The sequence below is a fragment of the Neobacillus notoginsengisoli genome (assembly GCF_003515685.1).
GTDB lineage: Bacteria > Bacillota > Bacilli > Bacillales > Cytobacillaceae > Bacillus_D > Bacillus_D notoginsengisoli.
In genome coordinates this window covers 46,336-68,809 of sequence record NZ_QWEG01000002.1, presented here as the reverse complement: position 1 = coordinate 68,809, position 22,474 = coordinate 46,336, and the positions used below count along the sequence as shown (strand labels likewise).

Sequence of the window (22,474 nt, the reverse complement as noted above, 5' to 3'; positions counted from 1 at the left end):
GGTCTCTATGCGACTCGATTCCTTCCAAGCGCGACTTTCATGTCGCATAAGTAGTTGCTATGCGACTTTGTTCCTTCCAAGCGCGGCTTTCAAGTCGCATAAGAGGTCGCTATGCGACTCGATTCCTTCCAAGCGCGGCTTTCATGTCGCATAAGTGGTCTCTATGCGACTCGATTCCTTCCAAGAGCGGCTTTCATGTCGCATAAGAGGTCTCTATGCGACTCGATTCCTTCGAAGAGCGGCTTTCAAGTCGCATAACTGGTCTCTATGCGACTCGATTCCTTCCAAGCGCGACTTTCATGTCGCATAAGTAGTTGCTATGCGACTTTGTTCCTTCCAAGCGCGGCTTTCAAGTCGAATAAGAGGTCTCTATGCGACTCGATTCCTTCGAAGAGCGGCTTTCAAGTCGAATAAGAGGTCTCTATGCGACTCGATTCCTTCCAAGAGCAGCTTCCTTGTCAAGGCCACCAGCTTAAAAATAACAGTCGTACAAGCCCGCCTTGCTGAATACACTTTGTAGACAGGCTTATTCAGCAAGGGGTGGATGGGATGACTGTTTATTTAAGTTATGTTTTGCTCGGACTGTCGCTCGCAGCGCCAATTGGACCAATTAATGCCGCCCAGATGGACAGGGGGATACGGTATGGTTTCTGGCATTCTTATTTGACAGGAGTCGGCGCTGCGATTGCGGACGGTTTTTATATGCTGATTGTGTATGCCGGTGTCGTCAGGTTTATTGAAGTTCCTATCGTCCAGACGTTTCTGTGGCTGTTCGGCGCGTTTGTGTTGCTGTATAGCGGGATTGAAAGCCTGATCAGCATCAGGGGACTCGAAATGGGGACGAACCGTAAGAAAGAACCGCTTTATAAATCGTTCGTGTCGGGCTTTTTTATGTCACTATCAAATCCGCTCACCATTTTATTTTGGCTCGGAATTTACGGGTCAGTTTTGGCAAAAATAGCCGCAACATCCGGCCGGGGACAGCTTGTCCTCTATAGCCTGGCCATTTTCAGCGGGCTGCTCATATGGGATATTACAATGGCCGCCTTAGCAACCGGAGCAAAACGATTCCTCACGTCCGTTCTCCTGACAGCGATTTCCGTCTTGTCCGGTCTGTCGCTGATCGGCTTCGGCCTTTATTTCGGCTGGCAGGGAATAATCGCTCTGCTGTCCTGGTGAGTAATACATACAACTATGATGGACGTATAAGTCTTTAGCAAAATGAGGGCCCGGTCATTACCGGGCTTTTTGAGTTTACACGTTTCTCCCCGTGGCACCGGGCGATTGATCGGTATTACCCTGCCCGTTAAAGGTGGAATTTTTCTTCCCCATAGGCTGGTTTCTGTCAGTTCCGATATACTCAGCTTTGTGCTCTTCCTGTATTTTATGGAACTTTTGCTTATCCTGGTTCGGCATGTGATCCACCTCCTGCTTTTAGTGTGCAGCCAATAAGACTGCTTTATCCTAAACCTTTGGCATAGACCCCTTTTGCAAAAAACTTTCACGAAAAAGGTAAAGGTGCACATCTCCTTCTTGCATAATAAACGCTGCTTTACTTGAAACTATAGAAAAGATAAGCCGCACCTAATCGGCTGCGGAAGATAAAGAAAGGGGCATGCACATGTTATCTTCATCCCAATTGGAGGAGCTGCGGTCTAGGCTGCTTGAGGAAAAAGCGAATATTGAAGGGCATTTGGAGGAAAATGATGAGTTCGGGCTGCAGCGCGGGCATTGGCATGAGTCAATGGGGGAGTTATCGAGCTATGACAATCATCCGGCTGATGAAGCTACCGAACTGTATGAACGGGAAAAGGATATAGCACTGAATGAACATAGTAATAATCAACTAGATGCGGTAAACAGGGCGCTTGAAGCGATGGAGAAGGGGAACTACGGCAAATGCCAGGTGTGCGGGAAGGACATTCCTTATGAGCGACTTGAGGCGCTGCCCAATACAACCTACTGCAAAGAACACAGTCCAGATCAAATAACATCGCATAACCGGCCTGTTGAAGAGGGCGTCTTAATGCCTCCGTTCGGGAAGTTTGACAAGGATGAGGAAGATGAGAGTGTTTCTTATGATGCCGAGGATACTTGGCAGGAAGTTGCCTCCTTCGGAACGTCTGAAACGCCCTCCGATTTTGCCTTTACAGATGAAAAGGATCATTACAATGATGATTATATTGAAAGTGAAGACCCGGTTGGTTATGTGGAGGATTACGAAAATTTTGCCGCCGTGGACATGTATGGTAATCACGTTACCATTTACCCGAATGGCCAACACCGGAAGTATGAACAGGAGCTGGATGAAGCAGGAACGATGACGGCTTTCGGCGACCTTCCTGCGTTTGAACATGACCCATATGTCGATGACGACCCGGCTGATGGCCTTCAGGACCGGCATCCCGGCGGAAAAGAGTAAGAACGGGCAGAATAAGCCCGTTCTTTTTTGCAAAATAAGATAACCAGTTGTCGCGAGCTGCTGCTCTTTGTATTCCCTCTCTTGGCTTTTTTTGGTACTATGTTGTAAACGACTGGGGGGGAGTTACATGAAGAGGAATCTTTTTATCATTTGCATTTTGTTCCTGCTTTTTGGCTGTTCTGATCAGAGCAAAGAAAATGATCCAGGCAAAAAGGGTGCATTGGAGACACAAAGCGAAATGGTGACCAAAGCGGAGTCTGCAAAGAAACCTGAAGATCTTCGCGATTTGAATTATAAAGAAATAAGCTCCCTCACGTTTGAAATGATGAACCTTGCAATGAGAATCCAGGACCAGGAGATTGATGTCAACTCAGACGAGGCTAAACTTGTCATATCGAAACTTTATCCGAAAGTAAAGGAGAAGTTTGAAACTGCTCGCGATACAGTGGTTCCAAAGCTCGATAAAAGAACCCCTAAAAATTCTTATTATATCCAGTTTGTGAATGAGTTTTGGCGGCTGGCAAATAACATGAAACAAGCGATTGAACATGGAGAATTCACATGGGGCTAAGTGAGGGACCAATTGGTGGAGCTTCAACAAATACTGGATGGATACAATAATGCCTCCTGATTTCTCTTCGATTCGTTTAGTTTATTCATAGTTGCATCGGCACCACTAAAAAGCATCCCCTCTCAAAAGGACTGGCCCAAACTGTTAGACATACATAGCGATTGGGGTACACTTCACGAAAGGGGATGCTTTGCTGTTTTTAACGCGGTAAATCCTCGCTGGTGCCGTCGGGCCGTTCAATTTTCCCGCCGATTTCGCCTTCCATATAAGCATCGCTTACTTGTTCATGTGTTTCTGCAAGGCCCCTGGAAACCTCGTCATCTTTTTTATAATCAGACGCCTCATAAACCCGTCCGGCAATTGAATGCACGCGTTTCTTCATCTTCATCATCCTTTCCCGCTTATTTTCTGCAATTGGTAATGTTTTATCCCGTGCTTTTAGGAAAAACTAAGAAAAAAGGAGGCGGACGTGATGAAGGAAAATGGAAATTTGCCGTCACGGAAAGGGCTTGATGAAGCATTCCACCTGCTCCAGGACCAAATCACACGAATCACAGTAGAAGAAGAAGAGGAAATGCTGAAACAGGAAATTGAGCCCAAGAAGGAAGAGTGAGGCAGGGGACGGTTCCAGCGCTTCATTCGGTTCCCGAAAGAAGCAGCAGAACCGTCCCCTTGCTTTTAAATGTGAGCATAAAGCTTTTGCTAGTTTGTGTGGGTTGGAGTAAGATAGGTTGGCAAATAAATATGGTTCAACGTGGGGGAATCGGAATGGATGTGCGGCTTTCGGAGTTTAATGAGGAATGGTCGGCCATGTACGAAGAGGAAGCCCTATTTCTTAAAGCAGTTTTTGGAGATTTGATATTGAAATTAGAGCATTTTGGCAGTACAGCCGTGAAGGGAATGGTGGCGAAACCTGTTATTGACATGATGGTTATTGTGCTCGACATCGGTAAGGTCGATTCCTTCAACGAAAAAATGATTTTGTACGGATATGATGCAGCAGGAGAGTGGGGCATCCCCGGAAGGCGTTTATTCCGTAAAGGCGGAGAAAACAGAACCCATCACATCCATTTTTATGAGCAAGGCAACCTGGAAATTGCAAGGCACTTGATTTTCCGTGACCATCTCAGAGCCCATCCGGAAGAGGCAGCCAGATATAGTTCCTTTAAAGAACAGCTTGCCAAACAATATCATACGACAGTCCAATACAGCCCCGCCAAAAAGAACTTCGTCAGCCAAATGGAACGACGTGCATTAGAATGGCACAAAGGAATCAAGAGAAACTGAACATGGAATAAAAAAATATGCCCACTTTTACATAAAAAACTGATGGAACCGGCTGGAGACAACTGCCGCGCCTGCATCAGTTTTTTATATTTTATGGATGAATGAATGGTATTTCCCAAGTTGAGAAATGTTTAAAATTCCGCCGCAGCATGACGGAATAAGGATTTCAAATTGCTCCGCTTGCCGCTCCCTCACATTCATCCTAAAAAGGATTTTCCGGGCTGCATTTCTATTCGGAAGCAGCGGCAAAGCATGGGTTTTCCCAATATAATCTCCTTCCACAAATGGAATCACCCCACTCGATTTTCCCAACGGATACCGTCCGGATATCAATTGCACTTCTCAGAAAATTTAAAATATACTTAGGGCACGCAGCAGGGGTGCTTGGTGCTGCAGACTTTATATTCGAGAGGAGAAAGTAAATGAGGAAAAGAACCAAAGTGGGGTCTGCAATTCTGAGTTTGGCATTAGGTATGTCAGTTTTTGCATCAGCAGCTTTCGGCCAGGCGCCGGAGCAGGCAGCGAAGGATTCCTACCGTGTTTTCATCCAGGGTCCAAGCTCTGAAAAGGCAAAGGCCAAACAAAGTGTTGGCCAGCGTTGGGATTTCGGTGCGGCCGGCTTTACGACAACCGTCAATGAAAGCCAGTACAAAGCCCTCCAAAAAAACAAAAATCTGAAAATCGAACTTGTTGAGGAGGTCCAGCTCGACAGCAGGGCAACTGCAAAGCCAGGCGCTTCCATCCAGGCAGTTCCGTCCCAGCAGGTACCATGGGGCATCAAAGCCATTTATAATGATTCTGCAATTACGAAGACCTCAGGCGGGGATGGCATTAAAGTTGCGGTACTCGATACAGGAGTAAATACGGGCCATATTGATCTTCGGGACAATGCGGAGCAGTGCAAGGACTTTACCCAGGCATCCAACCCTCTTGTTAATGGGGTATGTAACGATAGAAATGGCCATGGCACCCATGTTGCAGGGACGGTCCTTGCTAACGGAGGATATGACGGCCTTGGAATTTACGGAGTTGCCCCTCAATCTGAGCTTTGGGCATACAAGGTTCTGAACGACCGCGGATCGGGCTATTCCGATGATATTGCCGCCGCAATCCGCCACGCGGCCGATGAGGCGAGCCGATTAGGTGTGAAAACAGTCATTTCAATGTCGCTTGGATCAAGTGGGAAAGATTCATTGATTGCGAGTGCGGTAGATTATGCGTATGGAAAAGGCACTCTCGTTGTAGCAGCTGCAGGAAATGACGGCCCAAGATCGAATACGATTGGCTATCCAGGGGCGCTTGTGAATGCGATTGCTGTCGCATCTCTTGATAATACATTTGTCAACGGCACCCATAAGGTTTCGGACTTCTCTTCTCGAGGAAACCCTGCAACAGCCGGTGACTATAGAATACAGGAACGCGATATCGAGCTTTCTGCGCCAGGAGGTTCAATTTACTCCACTTCTACTAGCGGCGGTTATACGACAATGAGCGGTACATCAATGGCAACTCCGCACATTGCGGGTCTTGCAGCGAAAATCTGGTCTGCCAATAAATCACTCAGCAATGTCCAGCTTCGCACCGAGCTTCAGAACAGAGCAAAGCAATATGACATAAAAGGCGGAACAGGAGCGGCAACCGGGGATGACTACGCCTCCGGATTCGGCTTCCCGCGAGTAAAATAGTCTAATATCCCCAATGCCATCCGGCAAAAAGCCGGATGGTTTTGGGCGTTTAGTCCCATTTTTCAGTAAAAGTCGAATAATTTTGAATAATATTGTATTATTTTCTATAATAAGTGATAGAGTAATATGAAAACGGTTGGTGAGCTTATGGACTTTGGGCCCTTAATCAAATATTACAGGACGCAAAGGGGGATGACGCAAAAAGAGCTTGCAGAAGGAATTTGTTCCATTCCGCATTTAAGCAAAATCGAACATAATTCAAAAGAAGGAAACAAAGAAACAATTGCCCTGCTGCTTGAGAGGCTGGGAGTTAAAATTGAGGATGTTGCAGGCCAGGAGAAAGAAATCAAAACATTACTTGATGACTTTGATGACAAAATGACTTTCCAAATAAAAACGGAGGCTGACCGTATTTATTCCCGACTGAAGGAGCTTGGCGGCCTGATTCCGTTTACTCCCTATATTTATACATACGAGTTGTATAAATACAGATATATGCTCTTTAAAGGGGAGGACGTTGCGGCCGAAGTGCAGCATGATTTGTTGAAGAAGCACCTGAAAAATTTCTCGCGCCAGGAAAGGAATTTGTTTGATTACTTTACAAGCATCTATCTGATGAGGCAGGCGAGGTACCATCAAGCCGATTTGATTCTTGAAAAGCTTGATGAGGAGTTTGCGGTCGGAATCAATAATGGGGAATTTCTCTACCACCGCGCGTTTGCGAAAAGCCATATGCTGCAGCCCGGACACGTTATTCATTTCGGCAAAAAAGCCCTTCAGCACTTTATGGAACAGCATAATTTCAAGAGGATTCTCCATACGCTAATGCTGCTAGGAATCAACTTCACCCATTCAAAAATTTATGAAGAAGCTTCATCGTGTTTTGAACATTTAATTCGGAATGCGGAGCTATTGAAGGAAACAAATCTGCTTCCACAAATTTATCATAATATGGGATTTTTACAGAGAAAGATGAATAGGTCTGAAGATGCCGTTCGTTTTTTTGAAAAAAGTTTATCAATGCAAGAGGAAAAAAACATAAATTACTTGGTTACATTATATGCTATCGGAGAGACAAAGCATTCGGAAGGTGAACGGAAAGAGGCAAAACAGTGCTTTGAAGAAGTTCTCGAGCTGGCAGAAAAACTTGAAAGCAATAAATATCTCCTGCTTAGTACATTCTATCTGATGCTTGAAGATGCAGACCCAAAGGCATTTGAGCTTCTTGAAACCAAGGTGATTCCACTCCTAGAGGAAGGGAAAGAACATCGGGACGACTTGGAGCATTTTTACAAATTTTTAGCAAACTACTTCATAAAGATGGAAATGTTTGAAAAGGCAGTCTATTATTTAAATAAGATAAGCTAAAGGAGGAAAAATAATGAAAAAGGCTTTTATTGTTGTTTGCACTGTCTTTACTCTAGGTTTGTTTGCAGCTGGTGCTGCGCCGTCCCAGGCATCTGCGCATCCGATTCACCCGCCGCTTTCACATCCGATTCATCCGCCGCTATAAACGTACTTCTATTGCGGCAAAAAAGGCGCCTCCAGATTTTTGGAGGCGCTTTTTCTGTTGCTTCAAACTGTTTGCCGGCTTGCAGTGAGGCACTGGAACCGTCCCCTGCTTCAGTCATCTTCCCCAAACATGTATTTTTTGGTTTTGGCGGAGATGTTGAGGATGATCGATAGGGCTAGCAGTGTGCTGAGCAGGGAGCTTCCGCCGTAGCTGAGGAGCGGGAGCGGGATTCCTGTTATGGGGACGAGGCCGATGACCATGCCAATATTTTCGAAAATATGGAACGTGAGCATGGAGATGACGCCGGTGGCGATAATGCTTTCGTATTGTCCCTTGTTTTGCAATGCGATGACGATGATTCGATAGATTAAGATAAAGTATAGCGAAATGACGATGCTGGCTCCGAAGAAACCGAATTCTTCGCCGATGATCGTGAAAATAAAGTCTGAATGAGCTTCAGGGACAATTACTTGAGCCCCATGAAAGCCTTTGCCATACATCGTGCCAGAGCCAATGGCCAGGATGGAATTTGCAAGCTGATAGGAAATTCCGTCCCTGTATTTAAATGGATGGAGCCAGGCGTCAACCCTGTTTAGCTGGTACTGATCAAGGACAAGCAGCAATAAATCCGGGGTCTCGATATAAATATACACAAGGCCGCCGAGCAGGACTGCGGCAAGGATACCCAATAATGCAATGATCCGCCAATTGATTCCTGAAACAAAGATCATCCCGATGACAATGACCGTGACCACCATCGCAGTGCCGGCATCCGGCTGAAGTAAAATAAAGGCGAGAGGCAAGGCAGTGGCCAAGCCGATTTTACATAGCAAAAGTAAATCTGTGCCTGTAGTACGATGAAAATACAGTTCATTATGATTGACGATGATCTTGCCAACGAAAAGGATCAGGAATACTTTCATAAATTCGGAAGGCTGAAGCGAACCAAAGCCAGGAATCAGGAACCATGCCTTCGCTCCTTTAATTTCTTTTGCAAATGGCTCAGGCGCAAGAAAAAGTGCAAGGAGGACCAATATGCCAAAAATATAAACAAAAGGCGAAATCCGTTTTATTTGTTCAAAATCAAACAAGTAAATGATGGACGAAAAACCTAGTCCAGCCACAAACCAAACAGCCTGTTTCAAAGCAAAGTTATCTTGATAAGGCAGATATTTTTGCGAGCTGTAAACCGATATGCAACTAATGATCATAAACAGGAATATGATAAACAAGAGCGTCGTATCAAAATAGTTTTTTTGAAATTTATCCATTAATCTTATCTCCGGTTCCGTTGTTGGTGAAAAAAGCGAAAAAGAGAACCTCTCCAAATCTTTCACTCTCACTTTCTAGTGTAACCTATTTTTCAATGCCGGGCAGACTTTCCGGGCGAAAAACCAATAATTATTTCTGTCTTGTTGACAATTGAACAGAGGGCGTTTAGAATTCGTTGTAACGGGTTACAATTTCCAGTTTTGGAAAATAACTAGTTATTTTCAACTTTATATAAAAGCCAGATTAAAATTTTGAAATATAAAAAGCCTTCTTAAGTAATAGACGACACATCTCTTTTTTTGTTTCCTTTTGTAACCGGTTTCATTTTTTGGGGTTATCCTGGAGGTGATTTGGATTAGTACAATTCGCGATGTTGCGAAGGCAGCTAAAGTTTCGGTCGCAACCGTCTCAAGAGTTTTGAATAATAGCGATAAAGTAAATGAAGAAACAAAAAAACGGGTCCTTGAAACGATAAGGGAACTAGATTACAAGCCGAATGAAGTAGCGAGAAGCCTTTTTAGAAAACAATCGAATACAATTGCACTCATTGTTCCTGATATCAAAAACCCTTTTTTCCCGGAAGTAGCCAGGGCGGTTGAGGATGTCCTGAATGAAAAGGAATTTACATTAATCCTTTGCAATTCAGATGAGGATCCGCAAAAGGAACAGCGCTACCTGGACATGATGAAGCAGAAATATGTAGATGGCGTCATCATCGTGACGAGTACATTGCAAAAAAAAGAAATTGAAAAAAGCGATATACCGATTATTGCCCTCGATAGGCAACTAGGCAACTCAATTCCCTCGGTTTCTGTAGATAATTTTAATGGTGCGAGGGAAGCAGTCCGCCATTTAAAATCTGCTGGATGCAGAAAGATTGCTCATATCCGCGGCCCTCATGGCATTGTTAGTGCTGATGACCGCAGTGATGGCTATCTCCACGAAACAGCGCACGAGCCCTGGTATTGCGATGATTTAATTGTCTCTGGGAATTTTAATCATGTCGAAACATTTGAAGCGGCAATTGAACTAATGAAAAGGCATCCAGATCTTGACGGCATTTTCGCTGGCAATGACATCATGGCGGCAGGAGCGATAAAAGCGGCTGGAACGTTTGGCAAAAAGGTTCCCGAAGAACTGGCCGTCATTGGGTTTGATGGCATTGATTTGTGCAGGCTGACCAATCCGGAAATTACAACAATGGCCCAACCGATATATGAGTTGGGGGCCACTGCAGCGAAGTTAATTTTGGAATTAATAGAAGGGAAGGAGCTTGCTGAAACGCATGTCCTATTTGATGTTACTTTCAGCAAGGGCCAATCAACAAAAAATGTGAGGTGAGCCGTATGGCTAAAAAGAACATTACGGTTATCGGCAGTATCAACATGGACTTGGTGACGAAAACAGAACAGGTGCCAATGATGGGCGAGACTTTACTCGGTGAAGCGTTTTATACGATTCCAGGTGGAAAGGGCGCCAACCAGGCGGTTGCGGCAGCGAGGCTTGGAGCGGAGGTATCAATGATTGGTTGTGTGGGGGATGATCCATTCGGCAGGGAACTGCTTGCCCATCTTGGCCGGGAATCCATTCACACTGATGCAATTAAAGTTGTAGCGGAAGTCTCAACGGGGATCGCCTCAATTACTTTGTCCGGCGGTGACAATAGCATCATCGTGGTCCCCGGGGCCAATTACCATGTGACGCCGGAATTTGTAGCCGGCCATGAAGAGCTTATTGCGGCCAGTGACATCATCCTCCTGCAGCTTGAAATACCAATGGAATCAGTAGAGATGGCATCATCTATCGCAAAAAAATATAACGTGAAAGTCATTTTGAATCCGGCTCCCTTCCAACCAATCCCCGATAGGCTCTTGGAAAATGCCGACTATTTTACTCCAAATGAGCATGAACAAAAGTTGCTGCTCTCACATGATTGGTCCGAGGAGAAAAGGGAGAGTTTTCTAAGAAAGTGTATTGTTACTCAGGGAGAAAAAGGTGTTTCCATTTTTAGCGGAACTCAGATTGATATTCCCGGCTACAAGGTCAAAGCCATCGATACGACAGGAGCCGGTGATACGTTCAATGGAGCGCTTGCCTATTCGTTGAGTGAAGGGATGGGGCTTTCTGAGGCGTGCCGGTTTGCAAATGCAGCTGCTGCACTTTCAGTGACAAAGCTCGGTGCGCAAGGGGGCATGCCGACGAAATTTGAAGTGAATGAATTTTTGAGAAAAGCAGGTGAAAATAAATGAAGAAAAACGGTATTTTAAACAGTCATATTTCAAAATTACTTTCCGACCTAGGCCACACGGATACAATCGTCATAGCTGACTGCGGACTGCCAATACCTGATGGAGTTAGGAGGATTGACCTGGCTCTAAAAATGGGATCTCCTGGTTTCCTTGAGACATTGGAAGAGTTACTGAAGGATATGGCAGCAGAGTCGGCCACAATCGCGGCGGAGATAAACGAGCATAATCCAGAAGTTAAGAATGGAATTGAAGCGCTTCTTGGAGGTTTGCCAATTTCCTCGGTATCCCATGAGGAATTTAAAGAGCTAACAAAAAAGGCAAAAGCGATCATCAGAACTGGGGAAGCAACGCCATATGCAAACATTATTTTGCATGCCGGGGTGATTTTTTAATGGAGAAAACCCCATTAGTCGTAATGGAAGGAATCAGTAAGGCATTCTCCGGTGTCAGGGTGCTTGAAAATGTATCGTTCGAAATTAATCCAGGAGAGGTTCATGCTCTGATGGGAGAAAACGGAGCTGGTAAGTCGACGCTCATGAAAGTCCTCACGGGAATTTATGAACGTGATGCTGGCACGATTTCAATTAAAGGAAAAGAAGTTCACTTTCGGGATGCTAAGGAAGCGGAAGAGGCTGGGATTGCGGTTATTCACCAGGAATTAAATATTATTCCCTATCTATCAGTCACAGAAAATATGTTTCTCGGAAAAGAGCTGACAGTCGGCAGATTCGGGATTATCCGGGATAAGGAAATGAAAAGAAAAACGAAAGAATACTTAAATCGGCTTGGAATTGAAATAGACCCCGAAATCGAGGCGGGCAAGCTTTCTGTCGGACAGCAGCAGATGATTGAAATCGCCCGGGCGGTGGCGGCGAATACCGAGGTCCTGATTATGGATGAGCCGACAGCCGCATTGACAGACCGTGAAATTGAAGCACTGTTTCACGTAATCGCTTCCTTAAAAAAGCATGGGGTTGGAATTGTTTATATTTCTCACCGAATGGAGGAAATCTTCCAGATTTGCGACCGGATATCAGTCTTGCGTGATGGCCAGTTCATTGGTGTAAAAGCAGTAAAGGATACAAGCTTCGATGACATTGTACGCATGATGGTTGGCCGCCAGCTTGGTGAGCGTTTTCCAACGCGGGATACGTTACCCGGTCCAGAAAGACTTAGAGCAGAGGGACTGGCAATCAAAGGGGTTTTCGAAGGGATAAGCTTTTCCGTCCACCAGGGAGAAATTCTCGGAGTTGCGGGGTTGATGGGCGCAGGGCGGACAGAAGTGATGGAGGCCATCTTCGGCTACAGGAAACCTGATGCCGGGAAACTGTATATCGATGGCAAGGAGACTGCTTTCAAGTCTCCCTACGATGCGATAAAAGCCGGAATCGGTTTTATTACAGAAGACAGGAAGAGCCAGGGCTTAGTTCTCGACCTGTCTGTAAGGGAAAACTTTTCGCTTACAAACCTAAATCGTATTTCTAAGAACGGTATTATTTCCGATAAAAAGGAAGCAGATTTTATTGGTGACATGATCAAAAAACTGCATGTGAAAACGTCCGGCGGCGAGCAGGCTGTTAAATCCCTGAGCGGAGGGAATCAGCAAAAAATCGTTATCGGCAAGTGGCTTGGCATTCATCCTAAAATCCTCATTCTTGACGAGCCAACCCGCGGAGTTGATGTGGGTGCAAAAAAAGAAATTTACCATTTGATGAACGAACTTTCTAAACAGGGGGTGGCGATCATCATGGTCTCATCCGAATTGCCCGAAATTCTCGGTATGAGCGACAGAATCCTTGTCATTCACGAGGGAAAAGCAGCCGCCATTCTTAACGGACCAGAAGCGGACCAGGAAAAAATTATGCAAGCAGCAACAGGAGGGGAATAAAATGAAGTCCTCAAATTTAGTCACAAAGCAAATCTCAAAACTCGGCCCGCTGATTGGGCTTGTCATCCTCATACTCATATTGGCTGTTGTAAGTCCAAGCTTCTTAACGCTAAATAACGTTTTTAATGTTCTGCGTCAGGTTTCAATCAATGCGCTCATTGCTTTCGGTATGACCTTTGTCATTTTGACGGGGGGAATCGACCTATCGGTAGGGTCTATTCTTGCCCTCTCTTCGGCGTTGACTGCTGGGATGCTGGCAAGTGGAATGGATCCGGTTCTCGCCGTCTTAATCGGCCTCCTCGCAGGGGCTGCCATGGGTGCCCTGAACGGACTTATTATTACAAAAGGCAAGGTTGCCCCGTTTATTGCAACCTTGGCAACGATGACGATTTTCAGAGGTCTTACGCTCGTGTATACCGACGGCCGCCCAATTACGGGTTTGTCGGATAGTACTCTGTTTGAATTGATGGGAAGGGGATACCTTGGCTGGATTCCTGTACCTGTCATTTGGATGTTGGTAACCTATTGTATTTTGTATTTTATTTTGAAAAAGACGACATTCGGGCGAAGGGTTTATGCGATTGGCGGAAATGAAGAGGCGTCTATTCTGTCCGGAATCAGGGCTGATCGGATTAAATTCTGGGTTTATTCCATTACGGGCACACTTTCCGCTTTGGCAGGGATTATCCTCGCTTCACGCTTGAATTCAGCTCAGCCAACAGCAGGGGCAACCTATGAGCTTGATGCGATTGCTGCTGTTGTCCTTGGCGGAACAAGCCTGTCTGGCGGAAGAGGATGGATTTTTGGCACTTTGGTAGGAGCCCTCATCATTGGGGTTTTAAATAATGGGTTGAACTTAATGAATGTCAGCTCCTTTTACCAGCAAGTTGTTAAAGGAGGTGTCATCCTACTGGCCGTCTTGCTTGACCGTAAAAAGGCAGCATAATGAATTTCTTAAAAAGGGAGAGGAAAAGAATGAAAAAGGCTTTAAAAGGATTTTTGTTTTTTGCAATGGCCATACTCGTTTTGGCAGGGTGTTCAACAAAAGCACCAGGATCGTCTGAAAAATCATCAGGTGAAAAGAAAGTGAATGAAAAATTGAAAATCGGCCTGTCTGTTTCTACTTTAAATAATCCTTTCTTTGTCACTCTTAAAGAAGGTGCGGAGAAAGAAGCGAAGAATCAAGATGTTGAATTGATTGTTGTTGATGCGCAAAATGATTCCGCAAAACAAGTTAGTGACATTGAAGATTTGATTCAGCAGGGCGTAGACGTGTTGGTTGTAAATCCAACTGACTCATCCGCAGTAGCAGCTGCAATTGAATCTGCAAATAAAGCCGATGTTCCGGTTATTACAGTTGACCGCAGTGCGGAGGGCGGGGAAGTCGTTTCCCATATTGCATCCGATAACGTAGCAGGAGGGCAAATGGCTGGTGACTTCATTCTTGAGAAGCTTGGCAAAAAAGGAAAAGTTGTTGAACTAGAAGGAATTCCGGGATCTTCTGCGGCCCGCGAACGCGGCGAAGGCTTCCATAAGTCTGTTGATCCAGAAAGCGCCATTGAAGTGGTTGCAAAACAATCCGCAGACTTTGACCGCGCCAAAGGGTTGTCTGTTATGGAAAACATCCTGCAGGCGAATAAAGATGTCCAGGCTGTATTTGCCCATAACGACGAAATGGCCCTGGGAGCCCTGCAAGCGCTTGAAGCAGCAGGCCTGAAAGATGTCCTTGTTGTCGGCTTCGATGCGACAGATGACGCTGTTAAAGCAGTGGAAGAAGGGAAAATGGCAGCCACTGTCGCCCAAAAGCCAGCTTTGATTGGCGAGTATGGCATCGGAACAGCCATAAAAGTAGCGAAAGGCGAAAAAACTGAAGAATTCATTCCAGTTGAATTGGAGTTAATTAAGAAATAAAGTTTCTTTTAGTTGGACCGGATTTTCCGGTCCAACTTTGTGTTTTTCACTGTTTCTTCTATAAATTAAAGTTGGGAAATAGCTGTCTGGGAAAAAAAGGTCAGATGTTTTTGCTCAGGTTACTTGCCTTTTATTTCTATTCGTGTTAATCTAAACAAGAATTATTTTTGTTCGGTAACAAGCGACATCGCCTGGATACGTTTGAGCAAGAATAGTAATACAATTGTGTGGAAAACACACTAGGAGGCAACAAAAATGGAAAACGGTAAAGTAAAATGGTTTAATGCAGAAAAAGGTTTCGGATTCATCGAGCGCGAAGGTGGAGACGACGTATTCGTACACTTCTCAGCTATCCAAGGCGAAGGCTTCAAAACTCTTGAAGAAGGCCAAGAAGTAACTTTCGACGTTGAGCAAGGAGCTCGTGGACCACAAGCTGCTAACGTTCGCAAAAACTAATTTTAGGTTTTGCCCATACAGAACAGGTTCCCTTAGGGGAGCCTGTTCTTTTTTTGTTCCTAAAATTTTATATTCCCAACTTCTTTTGCAAAAACTAACCCAAACAGTGAAAAAGGGAGAGCGACATAAATGAATCAGGATTGGGAACAGGATTTGGAAATTTGTCTTGAGTACGGGGATCGGCGGATGGAGTTTGGCGGATCGGTCATTCCACCGACATTTGGCGGCTCCTTGTTCGTTTTTGATTCAACAGACAAACTGACAAAGGCGGTCATGAATGAGCAGGGGAACTACGTGTACACAAGGGGCACCAATCCGACGATTGAAACGGCGGAAATGAAGCTTTCCGCCCTCGAACGCGGTGAGCAGTGCCGCTGTTTTTCTTCGGGTATGGCAGCGATCACTGCAGCACTTTTTAACTCTGTGAAAACCGGTGACCACGTCCTTTGCATCAGCAATTTATACTTTTCTACGATGGAACTCTTAAAATACCTTAATAAATTTGGAATCAGCCATTCTGTTTGCTACGAAACAGATGCCGCCGAAGTGGAAACATACATCCAGCCGAACACAACGGTGATTTTCATCGAAAGCCCTTCATACATGACTTTTCGTCTTACAAATCTAAATGCCATCACATCCATGGCAAAAAAGCGTGGCATCAGAACAATCATGGACAACACGTGGGCAACTCCCCTTTTTCAAAAGCCGCTCCTTCACGGAGTCGATATTGTTGTCCATTCGTTATCAAAATATCTTGGCGGGCACTCAGACCTTGTTGGCGGGGCGGTCATTGCCGGAAAGCAGATAATGGGAACGCTTTTCACAAAAGAGTTTTTATTGATGGGCGCGGCGTTTTCGCCTTATGAGGCTTCTTTACTGTTGAGGGGGCTTCGGTCCTTGCCTTACAGGATAAAGGGGCACCAGGAGAACGCGTTGAAGGTTGCGGCTTTCCTGGAGGGGCATCTACGGGTGCTGGAGGTGCTGTATCCGGGGCTGCCGCCTCATCCGGACTATGAGCTTGGCAAAAAGCTGCTAACGGGCTATACGGGCTTAATGGGGTTTACAGTGGATGGCGGTTACAAGGAGGTAAAGAGAGTGCTTGATCGGCTGAGGCATATCAAGATTGGTGTTTCATGGGGTTCTTTTGAAAGTCTCGCATTGTCTCCGAACACGGGAAACAATGATCAGCAGCTTTTATCCGAAAACATTCATCCGGGAACAATCCGGCTGGCGGTTGGCCTTGGGGACAGTGAAAGGATTATCCGGGACTTGGATCAGGCGCTGGATTGATTGAGCAATGGCAGGGCCGATTCTTGAAACGGATGTTGTTTCACACCTGGCAGTTACCTCTGGGGAAAGTTTCATTGGACGAATAACCATTTCCATCCCTCCTGAATACGTTAAAGTGATGTTGCAGAAAAATGGAGGGAACCTAAATGAATGAAGAACGCAGAACGCTCGCTTGGCATGAAACGCTTGAAATGCATGAATTGACTGCTTTTCAGTCTATAGGGCTGATGAAAACGAAAACGGGTATGAGAAGGGTTACTGATTCGCAATTAAGGGAAATTTACCAGCGGACCATCCGCGATCTTGAGGAAAACCTGACTGAACTTCTACAATTTTATCCTTCCGCCCCGGGGCAGGGAGGCCGTGACGATGATGATTTCAGGGAGGACAATGCCTTTTATGCGGGCGATTTGCTGGCTATGTCGAAATCGCTTGTCCGGAACTATGGGATTGCAGTCACAGAAACAGCTACGCCTCAGTTAAGAAGGACGTTTACGAATCACCTTACGAAGGCGATCCGGGGTCATGAACGAATCTACAACTATATGCACAGTAATGGGCTTTACCCATCTTATGATCTTGGCAAGCTTTTGCAAAATGATGTCAATTTGGCTCGCAGGGCAATCAGCATGCGCGAGGAATGAACGAGAAAAACCTTATAATCCGATTCAGCCTGGCAAAAAAAGCCGGGCTTTTGCTGTTAACGAGGTATGCCAAACTTCCCGGTCTCGGTAAGATAGCTATGTCTTTGTAATCATTTTTCTGTTTTTCTAGTGGTAAGGTTAGACTTTCTCGAAAATTCTTTATATTTTTGTTGTAGTTTGTCGAATTGGCAGACTGCTTACATAAGAAATTGAGAGGAGAGACTAGCCTTGGAGAACAAGAAGAAAAGTCCATTGTTAAAAACCGTTTCGAAAGGGGTAGTTGCCTCTGCTATTCTGGCAAGTTCCCTTTTTGCGACAGAGAATCCTTCCCTGTTTGGAAAGCCGGCTATAGCCGAAGCGGCTTCGCAATCCTATACGGTTACCGCATCCAGTCTGAATGTCCGCACAGGTCCTGGAACAAATTTTGCAAGGATTGGTGGGTTGCCTAGAGGGAGCTCAGTCCAGGTGATTCAAAAGATGAAAAATGGCTGGTACAAAATTTCGTATAAAGGGAAAACAGCCTATGTATCCGGTCAGTATGTAAAGTCTTCAACTGCGGCAAAACCTACATATCGTGTAACAGCTTCTGCGTTGAATGTCCGGACCGGGCCTGGGACGAACTATAAAAAAATCGGCCTCTTGAAGAATGGAGAAGCCGTTAATGTTATCAGGAAGGAAACCAATGGCTGGTACAAAATTCATTTCAACGGCAAGACCGGCTATGTGAGCGGCCCGTATGTTAGTACATCATCCACTTCTGCGGCGAAATTGTTAAATGTTCCGCTCATCGCGCAGAAGCCTGAACTTCCGACCGGCTGTGAGGTGACTTCATTGGCGATGGCGCTGAATTATTACGGTGTAAAAGTGAGCAAGGGCACGCTGGCAAAAAAGATGCCTTATGATTCTACGAAACTAGTCCGAAATTCAAATGGTTCGATAAGAATTTGGGGAGACCCGAATGTCGGCTTTATCGGCAACCCATTTGGGAACGGGTATACGATTAATCCGGGGCCGCTGAAGAAGCTCCTTGACCAGTATCGGCCTGGCGGCATCAATCTTACCGGGAAGAATTTTTCCGAGGTTGAAGCGCATGTGAAAAATGGAGCTCCGGTTCTCGTCTGGATTACGCTCGATTATGAAATGCCTTCCGCCAGGAGTTGGAAAACGGCTTCCGGCAAAACGATTTCCGCTCCAAGGCCGCTCCATTGTGTTGTTGTGACCGGGGTGGACGCTAACTATGTGTACTTCAACGACAGCGATGCGGCTAAGAAAAATGTAAAAGTGCCAAAGTCGAAGTTTATGAGTGTTTATAATGCGATGGGCAAGCGGGCGCTTGTCGTAAAGTAGAAAAAGATATCGGCGGCTCTCTCAATTGGGGAGCCGTCTTCTGTATGTGCTTATCGTTCGATCGAAAACTCAGCCATTTAACCGTAAACAAAAAATCCCATCCAGAATAAATGGATGGGATTTCATTCGACTTCACGATATTGGACAATGTGAAAGGGTGTTCCTTCCTCCAGGAGGCTATCAATAGAGGGTGTTTCTGCATAGGGGACGATAATAAACACATCCCCGTCCTTTCGCCCTTTCGTCCGGCGAAGCACTTTATAAAGCAAATCACCCGCTACCTCAATACAGGATGCTTCGATTGTTCCAAAAAAACGGTTGGAACTGTTGCCGGATGAAGCTTTATAGATAGAGAATCTCATAATTCCTGTCTCCTCCTGCTCTCCATATTCCCCCTTAAAAGGAAAAATAAACTGCACAGGAAAACGAAGGCCACACCTATTGATCGTGTAAATAAAAAGGGGCAGGTCTCCTGCCCCATTTTGCTGCATCCTAGCGGTAGCCGCAGCCTTTCTTATAGCCGCCCATTGGCATACCGGAAAAAGCGCCGGCGACATTTGTGCCAGGCCCCATCATGCCAGGTCCCATCATGCCAGGTCCCATCATGCCAGGTCCCATCATGCCAGGCCCCATCATACCAGGCCCCATCATGCCAGGCGCTACGCCAGGCCCGGGTGCAAAAGCGCCTGCCACAGTTGGAGCAGGCGGCGGCCCCGGAACAGGTCCCAAATCCGTCACAGAAGCCTCATTGACAAAGGATTGTGTGTTTGTAAAATGATGAGTGTGTTCAATGTTCGTATGATGAACATGGGTGGTATGTGAAGGATGGACATGCGGCTGAATGACATTTTCAAACGATTGAGTCACACAGCATTGTGTCGGATGGCAAATGGCCGGCAATACTTGTGTTGGTCTTGGACAAAACATATAAATTCCCCTCTCTCAGTAATATTGTTACATTAATAAGGTATGAGGGGAGATATGCACTTGTACTGAGGCAAGTACCTATTTTTCAAAACGCTGTTAATCTTCATCTTTAATATCGGGATCTTCGGGGATTGGTTCATTGCGCCATTCCTCAATCATCCGCTTGACCTCTTCAACATGGTCGAAGTGCCTGTTGAATTGTTCTTTATTAATAAGGTATTGCTCACCGTCAAAAAGGGCCCGGATTTTCTTCTGTCCGATCAGGGCTTTTACATGGGATTCCGGCATCGAAAGGAAGTCTGCCGTTTCTTTAATCGTCAAATACATTAGGGTGCCTCCATTGTCCAGGACTTGAAATGTTCATTATACTGGAAATAAACACAAATGGATAGACTGAAAGAAAGGAGGCCTGACATGGAAATAGGAGAGGCCAAAAAAGGCGCAGAAACTGGTGCCGCCCATAGCGGGAGAATATGGACGCGTGATTTTATCCTGATTTGCTTCGCCAACTTTTTTATTTTTCTCGGTTTTCAAATGACATTGCCTACGATCCCGCTTTTTGTTGAACAGCTTGGCGGAAATGACCAGATGATCGGGTACGTCGTCGGCGCATTCACATTTTCAGCACTGATTATCCGCCCATATGCTGGGCAGGCGTTGGAATCAAAGGGAAGGAAGTTTGTTTTTTTAACAGGCCTGGCCATTTTTGTCCTGGCAGTCGGGTCATTTGGTTTTGCGAGTGGTATGGCCTTTTTATTCCTAATGCGGTTTTTCCAGGGGCTTGGATGGGGCTTTTCAACGACTGCGTCCGGAACGATTGCTACTGACCTTATCCCGCCGGCCAGACGAGGCGAAGGAATGGGGTATTATGGGCTATCCGGAAATGTTGCCCTGGCAGCAGGCCCATCGCTCGGATTGATTTTAGCCGGCGTGCTGACATTCGATAACCTGTTTTTAATTTGTTCGGCGCTTGGGCTGGCTTCTTTATTGTTGGCTTCGCTCATTCGTTACAAGAAAGTAGAGCATGCCCAACAAACAGTCACCGTGAAATGGGATTTTTACGAAAAAAGCGCACTGCAGCCGTCCATCCTCCTCTTTTTTATGACGGTCACATTTGGAGGAATTGCGTCCTTCCTGCCGCTCTACACCGCTCAAAAAGGGATAGCCGGAATTCAATGGTATTTTCTGGTTTATGCGTTGTCGCTCATGTTGACACGGGCATTCGCAGGGCAGCTTTATGACAAAAAGGGCCATAGGGCTGTGTTCATCCCCGGTGCCATGCTTGTGTTTGCAGCTATGCTGTTGCTTGCGTGGCTCCCAAGCACGACGGTGTTATTTATCGCCGCTGCATTATACGGATTCGGTTTTGGGACAGTACAGCCAGGCCTTCAGGCATGGGCCATTGAACAGTCGCCCCGCAATAGAAGGGGGATGGCAAACGCAACCTTCTTTTCCTTCTTTGATTTGGGAGTTGGCGTGGGGGCGATCTTGTTTGGCCTCATTGGCCATCATTTTGGATATGACGGTATTTATAAAGCATCGGCAGTATCAATCTTACTATCGATTCTATATTATCTGTTCCTATTGCGGAAAGAAACATCTCGGAAACGAACCGTGTAAGTCATGTGAGGAAAGGAATGGATTAATATGAATTCGTCTTCCGAAAAGCTAAAATCATTCATCCTAACATTCCTTGCCGCACTGGTTGGCGGCCTCATCTTTCGGTTGCCAGGCCTGCCGGTTCCATGGCTGCTCGGCCCCATGACGGCAGTTCTTGCCTGCTCTGCATACGGGAAGTTCCAGCTTTTTTGGCCTTCCTGGGTACGAGACACAGCACTTATAATCCTTGGCTACTCAATCGGCCTATCCTTCACAAAGGAGGCGCTCTCGCAAATTATCAGCCACTTTCCATCGATTATTTTGATGACATTGCTCTTGATTGGCTATTGTACCATCATTGCCTTCGGGATTGCGAAAGTTTCCGGTCTTGATTATAGGACGGTGCTAATTGGAAGCATTCCAGGCGGCTTATCGCAAATGATTGCCCTTTCCGAGGAAGTGGATGGAACAGACAGTGCCGCGGTAACAGTATTTCAAGTGTCCCGGCTATTGTTGATTATTTTTATCGTTCCTTTTTTTGCGCTATCTGCTTTCTTGAGGGGGACTGAAGCGGCAAACCTAGGAAAAACCGCTGAAAATACAGTGCTGGTGCCTGAGATTTTTTTATTCGCGCCATTAGCTATTTTATTTGCTATCCTAGGCAAAAAAATCAAGATGCCCACTCCATTCCTGACCGGGCCGATTCTCATTACCGCAGCTCTCACCGTTGCAGGGATTCAGGGGCCTGTTTTGCCGGATGCGGTGATGGATATATCCCAGTTGTTAATGGGTGCTTATATCGGGCTTATGTTCAATCTAAGCAAATTGATAAAACAAGGAAAACAACTTCTTATCTGGGCAGTCTTCTCTAGCATGATGCTGCTTGCAGGGGCGGCAGTCATGGGGATATTACTGTCGGAGACCAATCCTATCTCTACTATTACTGGTTATTTAAGCATGGCGCCGGGCGGAATGGATCAGATGACCATCATTGCCCATGAAGCGGGAGCAGACCTTTCCATTGTGGCCGGGTACCAGCTGTTCCGGATTTTCTTCATCGTTTTCGCGGTACCATATTTGCTAAGGGCAATGTTCAGGCTGATGGCAAAACAACATTCATAAAAAGAGTGCTTCCGAACCGAGGTCAGGAAGATCATCGCTATACAAACTTTCGAACCAAATGTATAATTAGATAGACATAAAAAATACTCTTCTAAACAGGTGCTGATCGTTCATACTGTCAGCTTAAAAGGGAAGTTGGTGAAAATCCAACGCGGTCCCGCCACTGTAAATGCGAGCAACCTATACAAAGCCACTGCCTGATTCGGGCGGGAAGGCATAGGAAGCGATGACCATGAGCCAGGAGACCTGCCTGTTTACACGCACCATATTGCCTACGCGGATAGGAGG

The 22,474-nt window shown here is 45.8% G+C and carries 27 protein-coding genes and 1 riboswitch; of the genes, 19 read left to right on the top strand and 8 right to left on the bottom strand.

Annotation, left to right across the window (positions count from 1 at the left end; genetic code table 11):
- Positions 1 to 549 precede the first annotated feature (549 nt).
- Complete coding sequence (locus D1B31_RS03120) at positions 550 to 1,179, top strand: LysE family transporter (protein ID WP_118919297.1); 630 nt, start codon at positions 550 to 552, stop codon at positions 1,177 to 1,179.
- A gap of 75 nt (positions 1,180 to 1,254) precedes the next feature.
- Here D1B31_RS03120 and D1B31_RS24020 read toward each other — a convergent pair whose 3' ends face one another.
- The gene (locus D1B31_RS24020; protein ID WP_158587423.1) at positions 1,255 to 1,416 is read right to left on the bottom strand and encodes a hypothetical protein; all 162 of its coding nucleotides are present in this window, start codon (positions 1,414 to 1,416) and stop codon (positions 1,255 to 1,257) included.
- A gap of 205 nt (positions 1,417 to 1,621) precedes the next feature.
- On the opposite strand from D1B31_RS24020, the gene D1B31_RS03115 reads away from it, so the two are divergent.
- Together D1B31_RS03115 and D1B31_RS03110 are read left to right on the top strand one after the other, a co-directional pair.
- Complete coding sequence (locus D1B31_RS03115; RefSeq protein WP_118919296.1) at positions 1,622 to 2,422, top strand: TraR/DksA C4-type zinc finger protein; 801 nt, start codon at positions 1,622 to 1,624, stop codon at positions 2,420 to 2,422.
- Positions 2,423 to 2,549: 127 nt separating this feature from the next.
- Positions 2,550 to 2,993, top strand: coding sequence for a hypothetical protein (locus D1B31_RS03110; RefSeq protein WP_118919295.1), 444 nt, complete (start codon positions 2,550 to 2,552; stop codon positions 2,991 to 2,993).
- 199 nt (positions 2,994 to 3,192) lie between these two features.
- Here D1B31_RS03110 and D1B31_RS03105 read toward each other — a convergent pair whose 3' ends face one another.
- Entirely contained in the window at positions 3,193 to 3,375 is a 183-nt protein-coding gene (locus D1B31_RS03105) for a YozQ family protein (RefSeq protein ID WP_338036448.1), read from the bottom strand.
- Positions 3,376 to 3,465: 90 nt separating this feature from the next.
- Here D1B31_RS03105 and D1B31_RS24015 point away from each other — a divergent pair, with 90 nt between their 5' ends.
- Both D1B31_RS24015 and D1B31_RS03100 read left to right on the top strand, forming a co-directional pair.
- The gene (locus D1B31_RS24015) at positions 3,466 to 3,606 is read left to right on the top strand and encodes a hypothetical protein (RefSeq protein WP_158587422.1); all 141 of its coding nucleotides are present in this window, start codon (positions 3,466 to 3,468) and stop codon (positions 3,604 to 3,606) included.
- Positions 3,607 to 3,761: 155 nt separating this feature from the next.
- Positions 3,762 to 4,280, top strand: coding sequence for a GrpB family protein (locus D1B31_RS03100; RefSeq protein ID WP_118919293.1), 519 nt, complete (start codon positions 3,762 to 3,764; stop codon positions 4,278 to 4,280).
- 84 nt (positions 4,281 to 4,364) lie between these two features.
- Here D1B31_RS03100 and D1B31_RS03095 read toward each other — a convergent pair whose 3' ends face one another.
- On the bottom strand, positions 4,365 to 4,592 hold the full coding sequence (locus tag D1B31_RS03095) for a hypothetical protein (protein WP_158587421.1): 228 nt from the start codon (positions 4,590 to 4,592) through the stop codon (positions 4,365 to 4,367).
- A 110-nt stretch (positions 4,593 to 4,702) separates the two neighbouring features.
- Between D1B31_RS03095 and D1B31_RS03090 the strand changes: the two genes are divergently transcribed.
- Together D1B31_RS03090 and D1B31_RS03085 are read left to right on the top strand one after the other, a co-directional pair.
- Positions 4,703 to 5,965, top strand: coding sequence for a S8 family peptidase (locus D1B31_RS03090; protein WP_118919291.1), 1,263 nt, complete (start codon positions 4,703 to 4,705; stop codon positions 5,963 to 5,965).
- Between the two features lie 126 nt (positions 5,966 to 6,091).
- Complete coding sequence (locus D1B31_RS03085) at positions 6,092 to 7,333, top strand: helix-turn-helix domain-containing protein (RefSeq protein ID WP_118919290.1); 1,242 nt, start codon at positions 6,092 to 6,094, stop codon at positions 7,331 to 7,333.
- A 47-nt stretch (positions 7,334 to 7,380) separates the two neighbouring features.
- Here D1B31_RS03085 and D1B31_RS03080 read toward each other — a convergent pair whose 3' ends face one another.
- Both D1B31_RS03080 and D1B31_RS03075 read right to left on the bottom strand, forming a co-directional pair.
- On the bottom strand, positions 7,381 to 7,596 hold the full coding sequence (locus D1B31_RS03080; RefSeq protein WP_118919289.1) for a hypothetical protein: 216 nt from the start codon (positions 7,594 to 7,596) through the stop codon (positions 7,381 to 7,383).
- Positions 7,589 to 8,749: an FtsW/RodA/SpoVE family cell cycle protein gene (locus D1B31_RS03075; RefSeq protein WP_118919288.1), complete on the bottom strand. Its 1,161-nt coding sequence runs from the start codon at positions 8,747 to 8,749 to the stop codon at positions 7,589 to 7,591. The genes D1B31_RS03080 and D1B31_RS03075 overlap by 8 nt, the downstream gene beginning before the upstream one ends.
- 355 nt (positions 8,750 to 9,104) lie before the next feature.
- Here D1B31_RS03075 and D1B31_RS03070 point away from each other — a divergent pair, with 355 nt between their 5' ends.
- From D1B31_RS03070 to D1B31_RS03025, 10 genes are all read left to right on the top strand, one after another.
- Positions 9,105 to 10,091 carry a LacI family DNA-binding transcriptional regulator gene (locus tag D1B31_RS03070; protein WP_118919562.1) on the top strand — a complete coding sequence of 329 codons (987 nt, stop codon included), beginning with the start codon at positions 9,105 to 9,107 and terminating at the stop codon, positions 10,089 to 10,091.
- Between the two features lie 5 nt (positions 10,092 to 10,096).
- On the top strand, positions 10,097 to 10,999 hold the full coding sequence (gene rbsK / locus D1B31_RS03065; RefSeq protein WP_118919287.1) for a ribokinase: 903 nt from the start codon (positions 10,097 to 10,099) through the stop codon (positions 10,997 to 10,999).
- On the top strand, positions 10,996 to 11,391 hold the full coding sequence (gene rbsD / locus D1B31_RS03060) for a D-ribose pyranase (protein ID WP_118919286.1): 396 nt from the start codon (positions 10,996 to 10,998) through the stop codon (positions 11,389 to 11,391). Before rbsK ends, rbsD begins: the two co-directional genes overlap by 4 nt.
- Positions 11,391 to 12,887, top strand: a complete 1,497-nt coding sequence (locus D1B31_RS03055; RefSeq protein ID WP_118919285.1) for a sugar ABC transporter ATP-binding protein — start codon at positions 11,391 to 11,393, stop codon at positions 12,885 to 12,887. The genes rbsD and D1B31_RS03055 overlap by 1 nt, the downstream gene beginning before the upstream one ends.
- 1 nt (position 12,888) lies before the next feature.
- Positions 12,889 to 13,833 (top strand): ABC transporter permease, encoded by a 945-nt coding sequence (locus D1B31_RS03050; RefSeq protein WP_118919284.1) that lies wholly within the window; start codon positions 12,889 to 12,891, stop codon positions 13,831 to 13,833.
- A gap of 29 nt (positions 13,834 to 13,862) precedes the next feature.
- Positions 13,863 to 14,798 carry a ribose ABC transporter substrate-binding protein RbsB gene (rbsB, locus tag D1B31_RS03045; RefSeq protein ID WP_118919283.1) on the top strand — a complete coding sequence of 312 codons (936 nt, stop codon included), beginning with the start codon at positions 13,863 to 13,865 and terminating at the stop codon, positions 14,796 to 14,798.
- A 255-nt stretch (positions 14,799 to 15,053) separates the two neighbouring features.
- Positions 15,054 to 15,254 (top strand): cold-shock protein, encoded by a 201-nt coding sequence (locus D1B31_RS03040; RefSeq protein ID WP_043932249.1) that lies wholly within the window; start codon positions 15,054 to 15,056, stop codon positions 15,252 to 15,254.
- Positions 15,255 to 15,383: 129 nt separating this feature from the next.
- Positions 15,384 to 16,547 (top strand): trans-sulfuration enzyme family protein, encoded by a 1,164-nt coding sequence (locus D1B31_RS03035; RefSeq protein ID WP_118919282.1) that lies wholly within the window; start codon positions 15,384 to 15,386, stop codon positions 16,545 to 16,547.
- Positions 16,548 to 16,693: 146 nt separating this feature from the next.
- Complete coding sequence (locus D1B31_RS03030; protein ID WP_118919281.1) at positions 16,694 to 17,191, top strand: spore coat protein; 498 nt, start codon at positions 16,694 to 16,696, stop codon at positions 17,189 to 17,191.
- A gap of 228 nt (positions 17,192 to 17,419) precedes the next feature.
- Positions 17,420 to 18,538, top strand: coding sequence for an SH3 domain-containing protein (locus tag D1B31_RS03025; protein WP_118919280.1), 1,119 nt, complete (start codon positions 17,420 to 17,422; stop codon positions 18,536 to 18,538).
- A 122-nt stretch (positions 18,539 to 18,660) separates the two neighbouring features.
- Here the strand turns inward: D1B31_RS03025 and D1B31_RS03020 are convergent, their stop codons facing one another.
- From D1B31_RS03020 to D1B31_RS03010, 3 genes are all read right to left on the bottom strand, one after another.
- Positions 18,661 to 18,900 (bottom strand): hypothetical protein, encoded by a 240-nt coding sequence (locus D1B31_RS03020; protein WP_142922557.1) that lies wholly within the window; start codon positions 18,898 to 18,900, stop codon positions 18,661 to 18,663.
- Between the two features lie 130 nt (positions 18,901 to 19,030).
- On the bottom strand, positions 19,031 to 19,465 hold the full coding sequence (locus D1B31_RS03015) for a CotD family spore coat protein (RefSeq protein WP_118919278.1): 435 nt from the start codon (positions 19,463 to 19,465) through the stop codon (positions 19,031 to 19,033).
- 96 nt (positions 19,466 to 19,561) lie between these two features.
- Positions 19,562 to 19,792 (bottom strand): excisionase family DNA-binding protein, encoded by a 231-nt coding sequence (locus tag D1B31_RS03010; RefSeq protein WP_118919277.1) that lies wholly within the window; start codon positions 19,790 to 19,792, stop codon positions 19,562 to 19,564.
- A gap of 87 nt (positions 19,793 to 19,879) precedes the next feature.
- Between D1B31_RS03010 and D1B31_RS03005 the strand changes: the two genes are divergently transcribed.
- Together D1B31_RS03005 and D1B31_RS03000 are read left to right on the top strand one after the other, a co-directional pair.
- Positions 19,880 to 21,085, top strand: coding sequence for an MFS transporter (locus D1B31_RS03005; RefSeq protein ID WP_118919276.1), 1,206 nt, complete (start codon positions 19,880 to 19,882; stop codon positions 21,083 to 21,085).
- Positions 21,086 to 21,112: 27 nt separating this feature from the next.
- Entirely contained in the window at positions 21,113 to 22,186 is a 1,074-nt protein-coding gene (locus D1B31_RS03000) for an AbrB family transcriptional regulator (protein ID WP_118919275.1), read from the top strand.
- An 80-nt stretch (positions 22,187 to 22,266) separates the two neighbouring features.
- A riboswitch (cobalamin riboswitch) is annotated at positions 22,267 to 22,454 on the top strand.
- The last annotated feature ends 20 nt before the right edge of the window (positions 22,455 to 22,474 follow it).

Coding starts and splice junctions, on each gene's coding strand:
- D1B31_RS24015 (WP_158587422.1), top strand. CDS start 3,466: ATGAAGGAAAATGGAAATTTGCCGTCACGGAAAGGGCTTGATGAAGCA.
- D1B31_RS03020 (WP_142922557.1), bottom strand. CDS start 18,900: ATGAGATTCTCTATCTATAAAGCTTCATCCGGCAACAGTTCCAACCGT.
- D1B31_RS03090 (WP_118919291.1), top strand. CDS start 4,703: ATGAGGAAAAGAACCAAAGTGGGGTCTGCAATTCTGAGTTTGGCATTA.
- rbsD (WP_118919286.1), top strand. CDS start 10,996: ATGAAGAAAAACGGTATTTTAAACAGTCATATTTCAAAATTACTTTCC.
- D1B31_RS03040 (WP_043932249.1), top strand. CDS start 15,054: ATGGAAAACGGTAAAGTAAAATGGTTTAATGCAGAAAAAGGTTTCGGA.
- D1B31_RS03120 (WP_118919297.1), top strand. CDS start 550: ATGACTGTTTATTTAAGTTATGTTTTGCTCGGACTGTCGCTCGCAGCG.
- D1B31_RS03015 (WP_118919278.1), bottom strand. CDS start 19,465: ATGTTTTGTCCAAGACCAACACAAGTATTGCCGGCCATTTGCCATCCG.
- D1B31_RS03030 (WP_118919281.1), top strand. CDS start 16,694: ATGAATGAAGAACGCAGAACGCTCGCTTGGCATGAAACGCTTGAAATG.
- rbsB (WP_118919283.1), top strand. CDS start 13,863: ATGAAAAAGGCTTTAAAAGGATTTTTGTTTTTTGCAATGGCCATACTC.
- D1B31_RS03080 (WP_118919289.1), bottom strand. CDS start 7,596: ATGACTGAAGCAGGGGACGGTTCCAGTGCCTCACTGCAAGCCGGCAAA.
- D1B31_RS03075 (WP_118919288.1), bottom strand. CDS start 8,749: ATGGATAAATTTCAAAAAAACTATTTTGATACGACGCTCTTGTTTATC.
- D1B31_RS03055 (WP_118919285.1), top strand. CDS start 11,391: ATGGAGAAAACCCCATTAGTCGTAATGGAAGGAATCAGTAAGGCATTC.
- D1B31_RS03050 (WP_118919284.1), top strand. CDS start 12,889: ATGAAGTCCTCAAATTTAGTCACAAAGCAAATCTCAAAACTCGGCCCG.
- D1B31_RS24020 (WP_158587423.1), bottom strand. CDS start 1,416: ATGCCGAACCAGGATAAGCAAAAGTTCCATAAAATACAGGAAGAGCAC.
- D1B31_RS03085 (WP_118919290.1), top strand. CDS start 6,092: ATGAAAACGGTTGGTGAGCTTATGGACTTTGGGCCCTTAATCAAATAT.
- D1B31_RS03000 (WP_118919275.1), top strand. CDS start 21,113: ATGAATTCGTCTTCCGAAAAGCTAAAATCATTCATCCTAACATTCCTT.
- rbsK (WP_118919287.1), top strand. CDS start 10,097: ATGGCTAAAAAGAACATTACGGTTATCGGCAGTATCAACATGGACTTG.
- D1B31_RS03105 (WP_338036448.1), bottom strand. CDS start 3,375: ATGAAGAAACGCGTGCATTCAATTGCCGGACGGGTTTATGAGGCGTCT.
- D1B31_RS03110 (WP_118919295.1), top strand. CDS start 2,550: ATGAAGAGGAATCTTTTTATCATTTGCATTTTGTTCCTGCTTTTTGGC.
- D1B31_RS03115 (WP_118919296.1), top strand. CDS start 1,622: ATGTTATCTTCATCCCAATTGGAGGAGCTGCGGTCTAGGCTGCTTGAG.
- D1B31_RS03010 (WP_118919277.1), bottom strand. CDS start 19,792: ATGTATTTGACGATTAAAGAAACGGCAGACTTCCTTTCGATGCCGGAA.
- D1B31_RS03035 (WP_118919282.1), top strand. CDS start 15,384: ATGAATCAGGATTGGGAACAGGATTTGGAAATTTGTCTTGAGTACGGG.
- D1B31_RS03100 (WP_118919293.1), top strand. CDS start 3,762: ATGGATGTGCGGCTTTCGGAGTTTAATGAGGAATGGTCGGCCATGTAC.
- D1B31_RS03005 (WP_118919276.1), top strand. CDS start 19,880: ATGGAAATAGGAGAGGCCAAAAAAGGCGCAGAAACTGGTGCCGCCCAT.